The 17232-nt window shown below is 45.7% G+C and carries 20 protein-coding genes; 16 read left to right on the top strand and 4 right to left on the bottom strand.

The window, feature by feature from the left end; genetic code table 11:
• Window positions 1-146 precede the first annotated feature (146 nt).
• The 10 genes from ABGU93_RS04960 (at window position 147) to ABGU93_RS04915 (ending at window position 8167) form a co-directional block, all read left to right on the top strand.
• Window positions 147-398, top strand: coding sequence for a hypothetical protein (locus tag ABGU93_RS04960; protein ID WP_347412386.1), 252 nt, complete (start codon window positions 147-149; stop codon window positions 396-398).
• A 27-nt stretch (window positions 399-425) separates the two neighbouring features.
• Window positions 426-911 (top strand): hypothetical protein, encoded by a 486-nt coding sequence (locus ABGU93_RS04955; protein ID WP_347412385.1) that lies wholly within the window; start codon window positions 426-428, stop codon window positions 909-911.
• Window positions 912-1340: 429 nt separating this feature from the next.
• Window positions 1341-1826, top strand: a complete 486-nt coding sequence (locus ABGU93_RS04950; RefSeq protein WP_347412384.1) for a GNAT family N-acetyltransferase — start codon at window positions 1341-1343, stop codon at window positions 1824-1826.
• A 35-nt stretch (window positions 1827-1861) separates the two neighbouring features.
• Window positions 1862-2224, top strand: coding sequence for a thioredoxin family protein (locus ABGU93_RS04945; RefSeq protein WP_347412383.1), 363 nt, complete (start codon window positions 1862-1864; stop codon window positions 2222-2224).
• Window positions 2225-2349: 125 nt separating this feature from the next.
• The gene (locus tag ABGU93_RS04940; protein ID WP_347412382.1) at window positions 2350-2670 is read left to right on the top strand and encodes a hypothetical protein; all 321 of its coding nucleotides are present in this window, start codon (window positions 2350-2352) and stop codon (window positions 2668-2670) included.
• The gene (locus tag ABGU93_RS04935) at window positions 2624-2830 is read left to right on the top strand and encodes a hypothetical protein (protein WP_347412381.1); all 207 of its coding nucleotides are present in this window, start codon (window positions 2624-2626) and stop codon (window positions 2828-2830) included. The genes ABGU93_RS04940 and ABGU93_RS04935 overlap by 47 nt, the downstream gene beginning before the upstream one ends.
• 65 nt (window positions 2831-2895) lie before the next feature.
• Window positions 2896-3291, top strand: a complete 396-nt coding sequence (locus ABGU93_RS04930) for a transglutaminase domain-containing protein (protein ID WP_347412380.1) — start codon at window positions 2896-2898, stop codon at window positions 3289-3291.
• A gap of 67 nt (window positions 3292-3358) precedes the next feature.
• Entirely contained in the window at window positions 3359-3748 is a 390-nt protein-coding gene (locus ABGU93_RS04925) for a hypothetical protein (protein ID WP_347412379.1), read from the top strand.
• 80 nt (window positions 3749-3828) lie between these two features.
• Window positions 3829-5844 carry a M13 family metallopeptidase gene (locus tag ABGU93_RS04920; RefSeq protein WP_347412378.1) on the top strand — a complete coding sequence of 672 codons (2016 nt, stop codon included), beginning with the start codon at window positions 3829-3831 and terminating at the stop codon, window positions 5842-5844.
• A 169-nt stretch (window positions 5845-6013) separates the two neighbouring features.
• Window positions 6014-8167 (top strand): 3'-5' exonuclease, encoded by a 2154-nt coding sequence (locus tag ABGU93_RS04915; RefSeq protein WP_347412377.1) that lies wholly within the window; start codon window positions 6014-6016, stop codon window positions 8165-8167.
• Window positions 8168-8355: 188 nt separating this feature from the next.
• Here the strand turns inward: ABGU93_RS04915 and ABGU93_RS04910 are convergent, their stop codons facing one another.
• A complete protein-coding gene (locus ABGU93_RS04910) occupies window positions 8356-9249 on the bottom strand; it encodes a cysteine synthase family protein (RefSeq protein ID WP_347412427.1) in 894 nt (297 codons plus the stop codon).
• Between the two features lie 144 nt (window positions 9250-9393).
• Between ABGU93_RS04910 and ABGU93_RS04905 the strand changes: the two genes are divergently transcribed.
• Complete coding sequence (locus ABGU93_RS04905) at window positions 9394-10404, top strand: diguanylate cyclase (RefSeq protein WP_347412376.1); 1011 nt, start codon at window positions 9394-9396, stop codon at window positions 10402-10404.
• A gap of 102 nt (window positions 10405-10506) precedes the next feature.
• Here ABGU93_RS04905 and ABGU93_RS04900 read toward each other — a convergent pair whose 3' ends face one another.
• Entirely contained in the window at window positions 10507-10926 is a 420-nt protein-coding gene (locus ABGU93_RS04900; protein WP_347412375.1) for a hypothetical protein, read from the bottom strand.
• Complete coding sequence (locus ABGU93_RS04895; protein WP_347412374.1) at window positions 10923-11369, bottom strand: LytTR family DNA-binding domain-containing protein; 447 nt, start codon at window positions 11367-11369, stop codon at window positions 10923-10925. The genes ABGU93_RS04900 and ABGU93_RS04895 overlap by 4 nt, the downstream gene beginning before the upstream one ends.
• A gap of 320 nt (window positions 11370-11689) precedes the next feature.
• Here ABGU93_RS04895 and ABGU93_RS04890 point away from each other — a divergent pair, with 320 nt between their 5' ends.
• Both ABGU93_RS04890 and ABGU93_RS04885 read left to right on the top strand, forming a co-directional pair.
• Window positions 11690-12649, top strand: coding sequence for an NYN domain-containing protein (locus ABGU93_RS04890; RefSeq protein ID WP_347412373.1), 960 nt, complete (start codon window positions 11690-11692; stop codon window positions 12647-12649).
• Between the two features lie 52 nt (window positions 12650-12701).
• On the top strand, window positions 12702-13856 hold the full coding sequence (locus ABGU93_RS04885) for a DUF924 family protein (RefSeq protein WP_347412372.1): 1155 nt from the start codon (window positions 12702-12704) through the stop codon (window positions 13854-13856).
• Between the two features lie 92 nt (window positions 13857-13948).
• Here ABGU93_RS04885 and ABGU93_RS04880 read toward each other — a convergent pair whose 3' ends face one another.
• The gene (locus ABGU93_RS04880; protein ID WP_347412371.1) at window positions 13949-14503 is read right to left on the bottom strand and encodes an acetate uptake transporter; all 555 of its coding nucleotides are present in this window, start codon (window positions 14501-14503) and stop codon (window positions 13949-13951) included.
• 319 nt (window positions 14504-14822) lie between these two features.
• Between ABGU93_RS04880 and ABGU93_RS04875 the strand changes: the two genes are divergently transcribed.
• The 3 genes from ABGU93_RS04875 to ABGU93_RS04865 form a co-directional block, all read left to right on the top strand.
• Entirely contained in the window at window positions 14823-16706 is a 1884-nt protein-coding gene (locus ABGU93_RS04875; protein WP_347412370.1) for an aldehyde ferredoxin oxidoreductase family protein, read from the top strand.
• Window positions 16707-16733: 27 nt separating this feature from the next.
• On the top strand, window positions 16734-17024 hold the full coding sequence (locus ABGU93_RS04870) for a MoaD/ThiS family protein (protein ID WP_347412369.1): 291 nt from the start codon (window positions 16734-16736) through the stop codon (window positions 17022-17024).
• A 17-nt stretch (window positions 17025-17041) separates the two neighbouring features.
• On the top strand, window positions 17042-17232 hold a 191-nt coding region (locus ABGU93_RS04865), incomplete at its 3' end, for a transaldolase family protein (protein ID WP_347412368.1).

The raw sequence follows: 17232 nt of genomic DNA, 5'->3' as shown, positions 1-17232 counted from the left end.
CAGCGGATTCATTTTAGAAAAAAGCACAGGCGTAAAATCCTGTGTTTTTTATTTGTCCCAAAACCTGATTAAATCTTTCCCACTACGACATTAAATGATACAATAAATCAATTCGAACGATTACGCATGCATTGAGGGGATGTTATATGAAATCAAACTACGCTTTTTTAAACGATCACTTTCCGGTGCTGGCCGGGATGGGCAGTCTGGCCGAAGACTATCTGTATACCGACGGCAATTCCTGCCTGATCAAACTGGGGCTGTACGCCGAAACGATGGTCAATCTGATGATGGAGTTTGACGGAGTGGCGCCTCCGGCCGTCGATAATACCCACGCCAACCGGATCCGAGCGCTGAAACGGGAAGGCTTGATTTCACCCAGATGCCAGGCACACTGAATTTATTATTTTTAACGGAGGAACAATATGGTTAGTGATAATCGCGTAGTCATCGTCTTTTTTTCAAAAGATGGCAATACCAGAAGTGGTGCAAAACGCTTAAATGAACGTCTCGGTGGTAAGATAATTGAATTGCGGGAGCAGAAAAAAGGCAACTTTCTGCAGGCGCTATTTAAAAAAGGATCAAAACTCCAGGGCAACCCCTGGAATGAAATCACTGGCGCAACGGATGTCTATTTAATGCAGCCGATCTGGGCAAGCAATGCCGTACCAGCGATGAATACCTTTCTTCAAAACGCAGATTTTTCGGGAAAACAGGTTACCATCATCACTTTTCAGCAATTTGCCGATCTGCGAAACAGTGACAAGGTACATCATGATATTGCGACGGCGGTTAAACAGCGAGACGGACAGGTCATTGGGAACTTTGCATTCAGTGGCGGGAAAATGGGCCACTGCGCAGAAGAAAAACTGATTTATGATCAGATCGATTCGATGGTGCTACCGGACTGATGTCTGATTCAAAATCATTAGTGGTTGGTTCACCGTGATTGGTTTTTATCAAAAAGCGAAAGGGTGAAAGGGTTGGGCCGGTTTTTTCCCCGTATAACTGTTTAACTTTTTTTGACAAATTTTTCGCAATGGGTAAAAAATGCCTTCGATCCTTTCGTTTGGCATAATAACGCCATTTAACCCTTTCACCAACCCTTTCACCTAGTCTGCAACCCTTTCACCTTGTTGTTGCAAATGTCACATTTAGATGGGATTTTCTAGTTTGTTCGGATTTTTGTGTTGCAAATGTCACAAAGCTCAGGGCTCTCCATTAATCGAGCTCCCAATCGGCCAGATCGATTCCCTGTTAAATGAGGCCCGGTACCCGGCACCCTTGACTTGTCACCGGGGTTATCAACGATCGGATTCATAAACAAGGAGAAAAACCCGATGAAACATCAAAAAAATCATACGTCAACCATTACCTATCGCAGCGGCGATGAATCGTTGCTGGATGACATCCAGATGCTGTGGGAAGCGCTGAACCGGCATCATCGTGACGCTGCCGTGAATTTTAAATCACACTATGAAAACGTCACTTTCGAAATGCGTAAAAAAAATCTGCTCCTGAAGGCCAAAAATGGCCAGCTGCGAATTGAAATTGCGGTGGATCAGGAAACTGCCGAAAGTGTCGGCTACTGTATTTCCCGGGTCGAATTTTCTGGCGATGCTGAAATAGAATCTCTCTATGTTCTGGAAACCTATCGGGGGCTGGGCCTCGGTGAAACGCTGTTAAGCAATGCCATTGCCTGGATGGATGAAATGGGGGCGCGCACAAAAATCGTGTCGGTAGCGGTCGGCAATGAAAAAGCTTTCAGCTTCTATGAGCGTTTTGGTTTTTATCCCAGAAAAACCCAGTTGGAACAGATAAAATAGTTTGCCGGAAAATTAATAGAAGAGGGGCGGAAGCGATGAAACAAATTAACTCAATTACTGAAATCGATGCTTTAAAAAAGGAAAATGACATGTTGTTGGTTTACTTTGGCAGCAATATCTGCAGTGTCTGTTGCGATCTGCTGCCCAAACTTGATCAGATGCTCGGCAACTATCCCGACATTTCTGCGGTTAAAGTGGATATCCAAAAATCGCCTGCTCTTTCCGCAAGTTTTAGTGTTTTTACGGCACCGGCAGTCATCCTGTTTATTCAGGAAAAGGAAACCCTGCGGGAAGCGGGGATAATGAGCCTGAGCCGTCTTGAAGAACAAATTTCAAGATACGTTGAACTTTTTTCAAAGGCAACTGATTCAACTGATTTAAAGGAGGAAATATCATGACAAGAATAGGAATGATAGCCCCCATCCCAGGCACACTTAACTTAAAAAGAGAATTATTAATGGTTCTCGGTTCCAGAGCCACGGTATCAGCACACTGAATTTATTATTTTTAACGGAGGTACGATATGGATCTGCAAAATGATGATGAGGGTCGAAAAATGCAGTTTCGACATACCCAAACAGAAGACATCCCGGTGATCGAAGAAATTTACAGCCATGCCCGCACCATGATGGCGGCGACGGGAAACCCCCATCAATGGGCTGATGGTCATCCTCAACAGAGCCTGATTGCGGACGACATCCAAAAGCAGATCAGTTATGTCTGTGTCATTGACGGCCGGATTGAGGCGGTGTTCGTGCTGCTGCGGGAAGGTGATTCCGACTACGACCGGATATTTGATGGCCAGTGCCGGCAATATTCCCGGACTGACCGGAGCGATTTTTGACTGGTGCGAAAAAACCTGTCCCAATATTAGGATTGATACCCATCGGGACAATCGTGTCATGCAGCATGTCCTCGCTAAAAATGGCTTCACCTATTGTGGCCTGATTTATCTTAAGAATGGGGCCGAACGGCTGGCTTATCAGCGTGTCGGCAAAAAGTGAGATCGGCAGGGAATAATCCGCCTAATGTGGCGACAGGCCCTGACCAACTCGAAAGGAAATGAACAATGACGCAAAAATTTTTATTAGCAACGGACATGATTGATTTTCATCATATGGCCATCCACAATAAAACGAAGCAGTTATTTACAGTGGTGATGAATGATGTTGACAAGGCCAGAGCAGCCTATGCATTTGTCAGGGATGGAATTCCCCATTCGTTTGACTGCAATGCCCAGGTGATTACGGCAAAGGCTTCGGATGTGCTGATCCACCAGACCGGTATTTGTCATGCCAAAGCTAATTTGCTGGCCGCTCTGTTGCGATCCCAAGCGATCTCCACCGGCTTTTGTTTTCAGCATCTTACTCTGGCTGACGATGACTCCCTGGGGTATTGTGTCCATGCCTATAATGCCGTCTATTTGGAGAATCATTGGATCAGGCTGGACGCCAGGCACCCTTAACTAAAAAAATTAAATGATTTAGATGATGATGCGATCGAAATTTTTAAAAAGTGAAAGGAAAGATTTTATGAAAAAAATAGTATTAATGATAGCCCTGATGGGCTTGCTGCTGCTGACTGGTTGCGAAAGTGAAGCCGAAAAAGTTTCTTACAATTTGTCGCAACAGGCTGATAACTTTAATGTGATCCGACAGTTGACGGTGATCAATTGTATTGAGGGCGACGTTTTATTTCAAATGACCGGCAAAATGTCAATTACCGCCGACACCGAAGACAATCAGTTGGAAGTCATCGTTGAAGATGAGGACGGCAGTTACAAAAAGCATTATATCGGGTTAAGTGACAACGTTACTTATGTGTTGGAAGATTTAGGTGAGAACAATGTTTCGAAATATAAATACACCCTTAATTACAATCCCAAAATGTGGATTCCCGTTGAGGTTCAGACCATCGATTAGGCAGTCGGAGCCACCGTGCGGTGTTATAACGTAAACGGTACCAAGTTTTATACGAAATGATTCCCCAATAAGGAGATGAAATGAAAAACAATAAAGTTATGCAAAAACTAGCCCTGGTGATGGTTGTCCTGGCGTTTATCAGTTTCACTGGTTGTGCCAATTCACAGGCCGGAAAAGCAGTTAAACCAAGTGTGTCCGAAGACTTTTATGGCGCCACTAATTATGATCTGCTGGCGGAAAAGACGATTCCGGCAACCGAAGGAGAATGGGACTATTTTTATGAATTAGATGAAAAAACAACAAGCCAGCTACAGGGGATTGTCAGTGAGTTGTCAACCAGCGGTAAAACCTATCTTCAGGGTAGCAGTGAGCAAAAGATCAGCGATTTGTATGCCTGTGCCATCGATCTCGACGCGCGCAACGCCCAGGGTCTGACCGCGGTGACACCGTATCTGGAAAAGATTGAATCAGCCCGAAATCTGGATGAGTATCTGGAGGGATTGAGCAACCTGTCGGCCGTCGGCCAGTCCAGCCTGATTCGTTACGATTATTATCAGGATGATATGAATTCGGACACGCTGATGGTGGGCTTTGAGTCGATGGATGCCTTAATCGGCAAAGAATACATGGAAGACCCATCAATGAAGGAATACTGCGACGCCTATAAAGGGTACATCCGGGATATGCTGGTGCTTAGCGGTGAGGATAAAGAGGCCGCCGGGAAAAATGCCGAAGCGGTTTATACTTTTGCCAGCGCTGTGGCTGCCCAGGCCTTAGCACCGGAGGAATTTTATGACCCGGAGCGCTACTATAATGTCTATAGCTATGATCAACTGCTGGCTCTTTATGGCAATATTAATATGGCGAAGTATCTGGCCGCCCAAGGGCTTGGCAGCGAGGATCACTATGTGGTCTTTGAAGTGGAGGCCATCAAACAGATCAATGCGATGTTGACCGAAGAAAACCTGCCGGTGCTGAAAGAGTATACGAAATTTGTCGTCTTAAATGATTTGGCCGACTATGCTCCGGTCGCTTACCGGGATCTTAAACTGGAGATGGCCATGAAACTGGATGGCTCAACAGAGAAAAAAACCGATCAGCGGCTGGCCTTTGACGAGGTGGAAAGCCTGCTAAAATGGGAATTTGGCAAGATCTATGCCGAAAAATACTTTAATGAAGCAGCCAAGCAGGATGTTAAGACGATGGTGGCGACGATCATGGATGAGTACAAGGACATCATCAACGCCCAGGATTGGATGAGCCCGGCGACCAAAGCAAAAGCGATTCTGAAGCTGGATACCATGGATTTAAAAATTGGTTATCCCGATCAGTGGCCAACCATTGGCGACAGGCTCCAGGTGACCGCGCCGCAAGACGGCGGCACTTATCTGGCCAATGTAGTGGCCCTGATGAAGGCGACCCGCCAATATGACGATGATGAATATAAAAAAGGTGTCAACCGGGAGCAATGGTATATGACGCCCCAGGAAGTTAATGCTTACTACAATCCGGCCAATAATGAAATCGTCTTTCCGGCGGCCATCTTACAAGCGCCATATTTTGATGAAAATCAAAGCAATGGACAAAACCTGGGCGGCATCGGCGCTGTCATTGCCCACGAAATCAGTCATGCCTTTGATAAAAGCGGCTCGTTATATGATGAGAAGGGCAATTACAATGTCTGGTGGACGGAGGCCGAGTATCAAAAATATGATGAACTGTCCCAGAAAATCATTGACTATTATGGGAACTATACCATTTCAACCGGAGAGTCGGTTAATGGCACCCTGACCCTGTCAGAAAACATTGCCGATCTGGGGGCCTTGACCACGGTGACGGCGGTGGCACAAAAACAGGGCGACTCCCTGACCGATGTTTATAGCAGCTGGGCCACGATCTGGGCCAAACTCTCAACTCCGGATCTGGAAAAGAACTATTTACTGACCGATGTCCATGCCCCGGCGCCGGTCCGGGTTAATGCCGTACTCAGCTCAATTGATGCATTTTATGACAGCTATGAGATTGAAGAAGGCGATCAGATGTATGTTGCCCCGGATGACCGGGTGGCGATCTGGCAGACAAACGCAACGAAGTAGCAGATTCCGGAAATGATGGCGGCGATCAGACCTGGGCTCAAATTAACTTAACTCGTGAGTATCATAAAACCCCAAAAACAACATGACTGGTCGAAAGTACCGGGTTGTGGTAAAATATCAAGCTAAGCTTTGCACGGGCATTGCTGATTTAGATAAAGGGGTATGTTTAATGAATGATAATAACAACATTTGGTGGATTGAAGAACAAAGACTGCAGGAAACCATTGTAGAAGCCAGCCTTCAATTGGATGACGCCATTAATGCGAATGAGAAAAACCGGGAAATGATTCAGGCCGCTAAAAAAGAAATCCGTGAAAGTACTTCCCACGGGATTGGCAGTCTCTACGGTTCTGATGGCTTTGAAGCCCTGGTTGAATTGAGCCAGGCGATGGCGCCAGTGACAGAGCGAACGGCCCTTTATGAATTTACCGAAGCCAAGATCACCAAACTTCGGGACATTCTCGACACGCCCTATTTTGCCCGGATCGATTTTTACTTCAGTGAGAGCGAGCATACCGAATCAATTTATATTGGTCACCATTCGCTAAAAAAAGAAAACGCCTATAAAATGCTGATCCATGACTGGCGGTCACCGGTGGCCAGCGTTTTCTATCGTTTTGCGCCCGGCGATGCCTGGTATGATGCTCCGGTTGGTCGGATTGAAGGCAAGCTGCTGTTAAAACGCCAATTTGAAATCACCGCGGGTCATCTGGATTTCTTTTTTGATGCCGATTTGCAGGTCTTTGATGATTTTCTCAGGAAGCTGTTATCCAGCAATACCTCGCCAAAAATGAAAACCATTGTCGAATCGATCCAGCGGGATCAGGATCTGGTAATTCGGGATATGGAAAACGACCTGTTGATTGTTCAGGGCGTGGCCGGCAGCGGCAAAACCTCAATTGCCCTGCACCGGGCGGCCTATCTGATGTACCAGGGCTTATCTGACCGTCTTCAGGGCCGGGAAATTATCATTGTCTCGCCGCATAAACTGTTTGAGCAGTACATTGCCAACGTCATTCCCGAACTGGGCGAAGAAAATGTCCGGACCGTCATCTTTGACGAAATTCTCAAGGATCTGATCGAACGAAAATTTGAAACAAAGAACATTTTTCTGGAACGAGTTTTGTCAAATGGCCCCCAGAGTCGGCTCAAGAATGACAGCATGGCATTTAAGGCTTCGGCGGATTTTATTGCAATTCTCGATCGTTTCATTGATGATATTCCCCGGCGCTTGATGAAGATCCGGGATATCCGTTATAAAGGTGAAACAATTTTTACCCGGGCTGAAATAATCAGACGCCTGCAAATTAATCCCGATACGCCCCTGAAAACCAAACTGGGCTATCTGGAAGAGGCGATCAACGAAACCGTCTATGGAAAATGGCGTCGGCCGCTGAAAAGTTCGGTCCGCAATGAAATGATGCGCTTTGCCGAAATCGATGCCCTGAATCTCTACCAGCAGCTTTTTGAGAAACACGATTACTTTTTTAAACTTGCCGCGGGGATTGCCCTGCCGGATGACATTGACAAAATGCTGGCGGTGACCAAACGAAATCTGGCCCACCACAACCTGAACTACGATGATGCCATTGCCTTGGGGTATCTGAGCTTACGGTTGTTTGGTGCCAAAGAATACGCCTCCATTAAGCAGGTGATCATCGATGAAGGTCAGGATTATTATCCCCTCCACTATGAAATTCTTAATCGGCTGTTTTTAAAAGCCAAGCTGACCATTCTGGGGGATATCAATCAGACCCTGGACAAAAATGAAGATCTCAGCTTTTATGAAGCGATCACAGAGCGCTTGAACCGTAAGAAAAGCGCCCTGGTGACGATGAACAAGAGTTATCGCTGCACCAGCGAGATTTTACGTTTCAGTAAAAAATTCATTGACGATGCTATCCCGGTGGAGAGCTTCAACCGCAGTGGGGCTGAGCCGGTGCTACTGGGGGCGACCGATACCGAAAGCCTGGTTGAAAAACTTTGTGATGCGATCAACCAATGCGTTAAAGATGGATACCAATCGATCGGGCTGATTTTAAAAACCCAGAAAAATACGATGGTCCTTTTTGAGGCCTTAAAGAAAAAAATGGCAGTCAATCTGATCCGCCATGATACGGTCGCTGAGATCGAGGGCGTATCGATCATGCCGATGTATCTGTCAAAAGGTCTGGAGTTTGATGCCGTCTTTATCTGCGACGTCAACGCCGCCAATTACCGCAGTGAGGCTGACAAACGGCTGCTTTACATTGGCTGCACCCGCGCTCTGCATCGTTTGTATCTGTTGTGGGAAGGTCGCCCGAGTCCGCTGCTTAAGGATTAAGGGGATGAGGATATCTGGCATAAAAATAGCGGCCAGCTAGGCCGCTACCAGACTGTCAAAAAAGATAACCCAGTGCCGAGAATTGTTACATCATGTTGTACGCATCGGAGCGGACACGGCATCGCCTGTCCGATTCCGCGGCGAACAACAGATTAACAATTGGTCGGTACGGTAGTTTATCGACAGCCTCACAGTTTAAATAAATCGGTACTGAGATATTTTTCGCCGCGGTCCGGGAAGATCACCACGATTACACCGGAATCAATTTTTTTGGCCACCTCGGTAGCGGCATACATTGCCGCGCCACTGCTCATGCCCACGAAGATCCCTTCTTTTTTGACGATTTGTCGGGCAAAATCAAAAGCGATCTCCGATTCAACCATGATATGTTCGTCAATGGCATCGGGTTGATACAGGGCTGGAACAATGGCTTCTTCCATGTTCTTAAGGCCCTGGATGTAATGACCAAGGACCGGTTGGGCTTCCACAATTTTAACGTCCGGATTGTGCTGGCGAAGGCCCATGCCAACCCCCATAATGGTGCCGGAGGTACCTAAAGAAGAAACCACGTGAGTAATGTTCCCCTCAGTTTGTTCCCAGATTTCCTCGGCCGTGGTGGAATAGTGGGCGAGCTTATTATATTTATTGCTGAATTGATCAGGATTAAAATAACGTTCCGGATATGCGGCTATGAGTTCCCGCACCTTGCGAATCGCGCCATCAGTTCCTTCGGTGGGCGAGGTCAGGGTAACGGTGGCACCAAAGGCCTGAATCATTTTGCGGCGTTCGATAGAGACGGCTTCGCTCATGACGATTTCCAGTTGATAGCCTTTGACGGCAGCGATCATCGCTAAACCAATCCCGGTATTGCCGCTGGTCGGTTCAATGATGATCTTGTCTTTGGTTAAAACGCCTTCAGCCTCGGCCTGTTCCACCATTTTAAGGGCAATCCGGTCCTTGATGCTGCCGGTTGGGTTAAAGCCTTCGAACTTGGCGAGAATTTCCACATTAGGGTTGGGATTTAAATGATTTATCCGAACCATCGGGGTATGGCCGATCGTTTCTAAAATATTATTATAGATGAGTGTCTTCAATTGAGTAATCCTTTCTGTCTGATAATATTAGTGACTAGCCTTATTATATTACAAAAATAAAGAAAAAAACAATCATAAAAAAAATGGTTATAAAACTGGCGCTGCCTGATTCAGCTTAACTGGAGGTCTATGATGAATGATACGATAAAAGATGAAAATATCACCCCCTTCAAAAATCACTTCGACCAATATATCAACGCTTATCTGACGGAACGCGACCTGACTAAAACAGCAGCCTTGTTCGCCAAATCATTCTGTGGTTATGGGACGGGTTTGGATGAAAGATCTTACAGTCTCGCAGAAGCTTTATTGCTGTATGAAAAAGACATTGAATCGGCCCCCAACCAAATTCAGGCCCACTTTCATCAGCAGGAATTTCAATTGATTGATTCAAACAATGCCCTGGTGGCGGCGGAACTGGATCTGGAAACCGTGATTCTTGAGCAAACGATTAAGTTCAATAATTTACGGTTACTGCTGGTCATGCACCGCGACAATAAAAAGGTGGAAATTGTTGGCATGCACCTTTCTTTTCCTACTGATGTGCATGAAAGTGATGAGTCCTTTCCGCTGAAAGAACTGGAAGAACGGACCCATTTACTCAGAAAATTGGTGGAACAACGCACAAAAAGTTTAAAACAAGCCTATGACGAACTAACCGATTTGATTAACCGGGATCGTTTGACGCAACTATCATCCCGGCATTATTTTGAAGAAGCATTAATCAACGAGCAGACCAGGTTTAAGAACTTCAAGCGCGATTATACCCTGATGTTAATGGATATCGATGATTTTAAAAGTATCAATGACCAATACGGTCATCAGATCGGGGATGAAATCTTAAAATCAGTCGCGGCAACAATTCGCAAAGCAGTAAGAAAAACTGATATTGTGGCGCGATGGGGTGGCGATGAGTTTGTCATTCTGCTGCCGGAAACAGAATTAGACAGGGCCATGGTCATCGGAGAATCGATCAGGAAAGCGGTCCAAAATGGGGAGTACCAGATAGCGACTGAGATTACTTTAAGCATTGGTATTTCCGGTGCCCAGGCAAATTGTGAAGCACAAAGTTTGTTTAGAATCGTTGACGATGCCATGTATCTCGCAAAAAAAACGGGCAAAAACCAGATTGTTTGCGTGTGAGAAAATCGCATCTAACCCTGAAAAAACCTTCCTGTGACAGTTACTGTTTTGTCTCAGGAAGGCTTTTTAATTTGCTGTTCATGTGCAGGCGAATGGCTGGTATTAATTTTTGTTTTTTACCAGGTCATTAAGCTCTGCAGCACTTTTTTTAGCGTCTATCTTTGCATACACATAGAAAGCTAAGGTGTGTAATATGAGCGAAAGAATCATCATGCCGGGAATCCAGGGGGCAATAAAATTAAACATTTCAGAAGAAAACAGCCAAACGGCGGTTAAGCCACCTGCGATATTCAAAAATGAAGTAAGCAGAATATTGGTAATTGGTTTAAAGGTAAGATAGTTCCACAAACCACTGTAAATAACACCAAATAAAAGTGCGCAAATAGTGGAAATGCCAATTAAGTTCCACAGATAATTCAAGGCGATGGTTTGACCGTTAAAGAAAATAGTGAGTAGTAGTGTTACCCAGACCGATGTAACTGCGAATACCTGAAAGAATGATTGTTTTAAATCTTTTATCATGATAGAGCCCTCCTAAAATTTTTAATGTAATGCCGGCTGATAAAATATGTGGAACCATCACTTAATGTGATTTCAATTCTGGCATTTGTTGTGGGTGCAAATTGTTTTACTTCTTTGATATTGACGATCGTTTGATTGTTGATCCGGATAAAACCATTGTTAATGAAATCGGCCTCTGCATATTTTAGCCGCTTGGGGTATAAATACAACTCACCGGTTTTTAGACGTAAATTGCACATGCGTTCTTCTGATTCGACAATCAGGATTGTCCGGATCGGTAACTGGATATTCCGGTTATTCAACGCAGTAAGTGCAGTGATGGTTTTTTCATTCATTTGAATGGCCGTCTCAATCTGTTGTTTTATCTCCGGTTCCTGTGGATGCGTAAAAATAAGCGCCGTTTCTGCAGCAATGTTGGGATCAGTTTTAAATATGAGTTTCATGCGTTTCCCTCCTACACGCTATATACTAAGGCATTTTTTAAATTAAAACCAGTTTTTTTCGTTTTGATGCAATTCGGGCACAGTTTCTTGCAAAACTCCCTGGATTCGTTACCGGATAATACTTTTTCTGTCTGGTTCGAGATATCCCAGGTTGAGGAAAAAATACATTGAGTCGGTTACTTTCATCGTTATTAACAGAGTCTTTTCGGTAATTATATGTTATTATGGTTATAATAATGGAACGGATAAAAAATAAAAATTTGATAATATTGAAGTGCCAGGCCCACTTCACTGATAAGAAAAATTAATGGAGGAATATATTGAACGAAAACAATATCGCGTTATTGATTGATGTCGACAATGTCAGTGCAAAGTATGTGAAAAGCATATTTGACGAGCTAAATGCTTTTGGCACGGTGTCAATCAGAAGAATTTATGGTAACTGGAAAAGAACTTATGGGTGGAATGAAGATATTTTACTGGAATACTCAATCCAGCCGATTCAACAATTTGATTATACAAAGGGAAAAAATGCAACTGACATGGCCATGGTTATCGATGCAATGGACATGCTATACTCCCACAATATTGATGTATTTTGCATTGTAACCAGTGACAGTGATTTTACCAAACTGGCAATGAGATTACGGGAATCGCAAGCGTATGTCATCGGTATGGGTGAATCTAAAACACCACTTGCACTTACCAAAGCCTGTAATAAATTTGTTCATCTTGATTTGATTGCTTCTGATGAACCCAAGATCGAAGCGACTATCGAGAATCGTCAGAATGGAAATAGCACCAAAACACTGGAGCTGATCGAATCAAATGTTACACCCATCAGTCAAATCCAGGAATCAATATTAGACATGATTGCAGAAGCCGATTATGTTTCCCTGGGACAGGTTGGTTCATCACTCGGCAAATTATATACTGATTTTGATGTCAGAAATTATGGTTATACGAAACTCAATGTTTTTATTCGAGAAGAATTTTCGAAAATTTGTATTGAAGAAAAAGATGGAACTGTCTTTGTAAAGATGAAAAATGACGTGGATTTCAATACGGTTAAAGACGAAATTATTGAAATGATAACGAGAAGTGGCGGAGTGGTTGAAAATCTTTCCAAAATACATGATGCTTTAAAAACGATGCATAATCATTTTAATATACAAGATTATGGATTCAGTCGGTTTTCCAGCTTTTTAAGAAGTATTGATGAAATCTCGGTGGATGGCAACAAAGTTAAATTAAAAGTAAAAAATAAAAGGCGGGTTTAACACCATTTGACGGTGCCTGACTCTAATTAAATCGATAGATTGGAGATAAACAATGTATAAAATTAGTGATTTAACAGTAGCTGATTATCTGACAAAAATGTCAGTTTGTGATTTTCCGGGGCCGGCGGCCGGTAGTGCGGCGGCAACAGCGGCTGCGATGGCAGCGGCACTACTGGAAATGTCCTGTGATGGCAGTCTCAGAAAAAGTGGGGAAAACCCGCTGCTGACGGAATCGATTGTGCTGGGCGCCGAGATACGCCAGGCCTGTCTGGCATTGGCTGATACAGATATGATAGCTTATGGCCGGGTTATTGCGGCAGCAAAAAATAAAGTCAACGACCGAGAAGCGTATGAAGTCGCGATGAAAGATGCCACTGAACCGTTCCTGCAAATTCTCAGGCATTGCCACAGCCTGCTAGGTCAGATTGAAAAAGTAATCAACGGCAGCTTTTCACGTGTTCTGGGTGATCTGGTTGGCGGCGCCTATCTTTCTGAAGCGGCCGCGGCCGCTTCCAAATCTGGTATTGATGTCAATCTGATGCTGATTCGTGACGATGACTATAAAAACCGTTACCAGACGGAAGCCCTAGCGCTTTACCAGGCCTGTACTGACCGAAAAACCGAAATTCTTGCCCATGTCTTTAATGCGCCCCAAAAGCTCACCCATCCGGCTGCTAAAGCGGTGCTGGATTTCTGGTTCGATCTCCAAAACCAGCCTTTCTGGTTTCAGAAGAATGATGCCTTTGACTTATCAATCCGGGAGCATTTCTATGATCTCTGGCGTGACGGTTGCAATGGTCTTTTATCAGACTGGCGGGAAACGATCGAAGGACGGCTGGCGGAGATCATTCTGCTGGATCAGTTTTCCCGAAACTTAAACCGGGAAGATCATCAGGCTTTTGCCCAGGATGGGATGGCCCTGATGTTGGCTCAGGAAGCCATCCGCCATCCGGATTTTAACCGACTGTCACAGGAACAGCAGCGGTTTGTCCTGATGCCCTTTATGCATTCGGAAGTGGCCGGCATTCATCAAACAGCCGTGGTTCTTTTTGAAGAGCTGGGTGATCCGACGACACTGGAATACGAAATCATGCACAAGCAGATCATTGATCAATTTGGCCGCTATCCTCATCGCAACGTGATGCTAAAGCGTGTGTCCACCCCGGCAGAAATCGAATTTTTGAAACAACCTGGCAGCAGTTTTTAGCGTAAATACCGTTGATCAATCAAGGGGTCATCAAAAAAAGGGCTATTACAAAAATGTAATAGCCCTTTTTGGTAAGAAAATTTGAGAAATAATTATAATGGCAGGATTGTCTTACCGAATTCCTGATTAAGAATCTGTCCGACGGCATTGTAAAACGCTGAAAGTCCACAGAAGATTCCAACATATCCAGCAATCGTATGGATCGATTCTGAACCGGTGAAGTTTGCTGCGGCCAGTAATAAAAATAGCACCGTTAGTGAACCAAATACAATTTGAGTAGCCCGATTATGTTTGAGCGTACCAATAAACATAAAAAAGCTGAATAGACACCATAGTCCTAAATAAAAGCCCATGCTGAGTGGATCGGCTGCTTCGATTCCAGGAAATGGTTTGATCCAGATGATGATCAGTGACCACCAGAAAAAGCCATAAGCAGTAAAGGCTGTTGCTCCAAAAGTATTGTTTTTCTTGAACTCCATGACGCCAGCAATGATTTGAGCGGCACCACCAAGCGCAAATCCCATTGAAATAATAACGATTGAAAGTGGAATAAAACCAGCATTGTGCAAATTCAGCAGGATGGTGGTCATCGCAAAGCCTAAAAGGCCAAGGGGTGATGGATTGGCGATGTTTGAATGATTTGACATGAAAATTACCTCCTTTCATTATATTTAACACAAGACAAAAGAATAACATAGTTCGGTTCTAAACTCAATAATTATTTCGTAAATTACTTATAATTAATTTAAACGGCGGGGCAAGCAGTGTCACTGATTTTTTTAGCAAACGATGTTTAGAATTAAACAGGACGGTCATATAAAAGCGAGCTTAAATTTTAGTTGTGATTAAATCAGGATATTGCTTAAAATTTTCTAAAGTGATATGATAACGTTATCAAGTACCTGATCAGAAACGAATACAAAAATGATATGGTTAGTCATTTTTAGATTACTAGGAGGTAGTGAAATGTTTCAGGGCGGTTATATGGGAAAAGTGTTGCGGGTAAATCTTACAACAAAAACAGTAACGGTTGAAGATTTACCGGAAGCGATTGCCAGAGATTATATTGGCGGCGCCGGTTTTGGGGTTAAATACCTGTTTGATGAGGTCCCCGGTGATGTTGATCCGCTGGGGCCGGATAACAAGCTGATTTTTGCACCGGGTCCGCTGAGTGGTACCCCGGCGCCCTGTGCCAGCCGGATGGCGGTAACCACCAAATCACCGCTGACCGGAGCGGTGGGGATGTCCCTGTCCGGCGGCTACTTCCCGGTGGAACTGAAATTTGCCGGTTACGATGTACTGATTATTGAGGGACAATCGGACACCCCGGTTTATCTTCATATTAAAGACGACAAGGTCACCATCAAAAATGCTGCAAAACTTTGGGGTATGGATACCCAAATCACCCAGAGTATTATTAAGCAGGATGTAAATGATCATAATACCCGGATTGCCTGTATTGGCCAGGCCGGCGAAAACCTGTCGAAAATGGCGGCGATCATCAATGAACGCCGGGCCTTTGGCCGCAAAGGAGTGGGCGCGGTGATGGGGTCCAAGAACCTCAAGGCGATTGCCATCCGCGGTAGCGGTCAGGTACCGCTGGCCAACCCGGAAGCCTTTGAAGCAGCCCGGAAATTCATGCTGGATGCGATGAAACAAAGCCCGGTGCTTTATCCGGAGTTTTCCAAACTGGGCACGCCGATGGTGGTGGAAGCCACCTCGGCGATGGGTATTTTTCCCTCAGAAAACTATCGCAACACCGGCGAAAAGGACTATTCGACAGCCATTGGGGTGGAAGCCAGCATCAGCCGCAACAAGGGCAGTGAACATTGCTACGGCTGTCCGGTGGGCTGTACTCAGCTGAAACTGGCCCAGGGCCGGGCCTATGAAGGGGGCATGTCGGATCCCGAATACGAGACCTATTACAGCCTCGGCAGTGTCGTGGGTGTCGAAAGTGTTGACAGCATTATCTATAATGATATGCTCTGCGACAAGTATGGCCTGGACACCATGTCGGTGGGCGTCACGATCGCCTTTGCGATGGAGCTGTTTGAGCGGGGGATGCTGACCGCCGCGGACACCAATGGGCTTGATCTGCGCTTTGGCAATCATCAGGTGGTGACCCAGCTGATTGAGGAAATCGCTTTCCGGCGCGAGGGCATCGGTGCGCTGCTGTGTGACGGCTCCCGGATCATGGCTGACAAGGTTCGTGGTGACGCCGGCTATTTTGCCATGCACATTAAAGGACTGGAACTGCCGGCCTATGATCCCCGGGGCGCCAAGGCACATGGCCTTAATTTTGCCACCAGCTATACCGGGGCTGACCATAACCGCGGCTATGCTTTCCAGGAAGTCTTTGGGATACCGGTGCCCAACGCCTATGACCGCTTTGCTGTGGCTGGTAAGGGCTGGCTGACCAAGTGGAACCAGGATATTCGCTGTGCCACCACCGACTGCCCGACGATGTGCGGTTTTCTGATGGATATGGCCGTGCCGGCGATTGCCGAGCAAAACACCGCCGATCTGGTCAGCAGTGCCAGCGGCATTGCCCTGACCAAGGAAGATGTTGGCAAGGTCGGGGAACGGGTCAATAATCTGGCCCGGGTCTTTAATATCTCGGCCGGTTTTACCCGGGCCGACGATACCTTCCCCAAACGGATCATCGAGGAAACCATCAAGGCCGGTGGCTCCAGTGGCCAGCGGATTTCTCAGGAAGATCTGGACCTGATGCTCGACGAGTATTATGAAGCCCGAAACTGGGGTCAGGACGGCGTACCCAGCCGGGAAAAACTGGTCGAACTGGACCTGCCGGAAGCCGCCGCGCTGCTGGCAGCCCGGGGCTTGCTGTAAAATGGTTGCATCACAAACGCCAATCAAATGATTACCGTAGAAATTACCACCATCATGGGCTTAAAAGCCCAGATGGGTGGTAACAAGAATCAGTCCCTGACTCTGTCAAATGGGGCGACGGTTGCCGATGCCCTGGATCAGTTATGCAATATTTATGGACGGGTACTGTATAAGCGAATTTTTAATGATGCCCATCAGCTAAATCCGGGAATTGCCGTCTTTGTCAATGGCATCGTGATCTTCGCCCTGGCTGGGCTGGGTACCCCATTGCAGGACGGGGATGCGGTTTTGATTTTTCCACCGGTGGGTGGGGGATGAAACAAGGAGAGAACCAGATGAAATATTTTTTAGATACGGCAAATGTGGAAGAGATCAGGAAGGCCGAGGAACTGGGAATCATCGATGGCGTCACCACGAACCCGTCGCTGATTGCCAGAGAAGGCCGGGATTTTAAAGCAGTGATCACAGAAATCACCGCCATTGTGGACGGTCCAATCAGCGCCGAAGTCGTCTCGCTGGAAGCAGC

The organism is Acetobacterium sp. (genome assembly GCF_039830195.1).
Taxonomy (GTDB): domain Bacteria; phylum Bacillota; class Clostridia; order Eubacteriales; family Eubacteriaceae; genus Acetobacterium.
Note: the sequence above shows the minus strand (reverse complement) of the source record. Positions and strands in the feature narration are given on the sequence as shown.

Bases quoted from the DNA above. Each gene is read 5' to 3' on its own strand.
- ABGU93_RS04945 (WP_347412383.1), top strand. From the start codon at position 1,862: ATGAAACAAATTAACTCAATTACTGAAATCGATGCTTTAAAAAAGGAA.
- ABGU93_RS04895 (WP_347412374.1), bottom strand. From the start codon at position 11,369: ATGAAACTCATATTTAAAACTGATCCCAACATTGCTGCAGAAACGGCG.
- ABGU93_RS04960 (WP_347412386.1), top strand. From the start codon at position 147: ATGAAATCAAACTACGCTTTTTTAAACGATCACTTTCCGGTGCTGGCC.
- ABGU93_RS04870 (WP_347412369.1), top strand. From the start codon at position 16,734: ATGATTACCGTAGAAATTACCACCATCATGGGCTTAAAAGCCCAGATG.
- ABGU93_RS04880 (WP_347412371.1), bottom strand. From the start codon at position 14,503: ATGTCAAATCATTCAAACATCGCCAATCCATCACCCCTTGGCCTTTTA.
- ABGU93_RS04940 (WP_347412382.1), top strand. From the start codon at position 2,350: ATGGATCTGCAAAATGATGATGAGGGTCGAAAAATGCAGTTTCGACAT.
- ABGU93_RS04925 (WP_347412379.1), top strand. From the start codon at position 3,359: ATGAAAAAAATAGTATTAATGATAGCCCTGATGGGCTTGCTGCTGCTG.
- ABGU93_RS04955 (WP_347412385.1), top strand. From the start codon at position 426: ATGGTTAGTGATAATCGCGTAGTCATCGTCTTTTTTTCAAAAGATGGC.
- ABGU93_RS04875 (WP_347412370.1), top strand. From the start codon at position 14,823: ATGTTTCAGGGCGGTTATATGGGAAAAGTGTTGCGGGTAAATCTTACA.
- ABGU93_RS04885 (WP_347412372.1), top strand. From the start codon at position 12,702: ATGTATAAAATTAGTGATTTAACAGTAGCTGATTATCTGACAAAAATG.
- ABGU93_RS04930 (WP_347412380.1), top strand. From the start codon at position 2,896: ATGACGCAAAAATTTTTATTAGCAACGGACATGATTGATTTTCATCAT.
- ABGU93_RS04915 (WP_347412377.1), top strand. From the start codon at position 6,014: ATGAATGATAATAACAACATTTGGTGGATTGAAGAACAAAGACTGCAG.
- ABGU93_RS04950 (WP_347412384.1), top strand. From the start codon at position 1,341: ATGAAACATCAAAAAAATCATACGTCAACCATTACCTATCGCAGCGGC.
- ABGU93_RS04900 (WP_347412375.1), bottom strand. From the start codon at position 10,926: ATGATAAAAGATTTAAAACAATCATTCTTTCAGGTATTCGCAGTTACA.
- ABGU93_RS04935 (WP_347412381.1), top strand. From the start codon at position 2,624: ATGGCCAGTGCCGGCAATATTCCCGGACTGACCGGAGCGATTTTTGAC.
- ABGU93_RS04920 (WP_347412378.1), top strand. From the start codon at position 3,829: ATGAAAAACAATAAAGTTATGCAAAAACTAGCCCTGGTGATGGTTGTC.
- ABGU93_RS04905 (WP_347412376.1), top strand. From the start codon at position 9,394: ATGAATGATACGATAAAAGATGAAAATATCACCCCCTTCAAAAATCAC.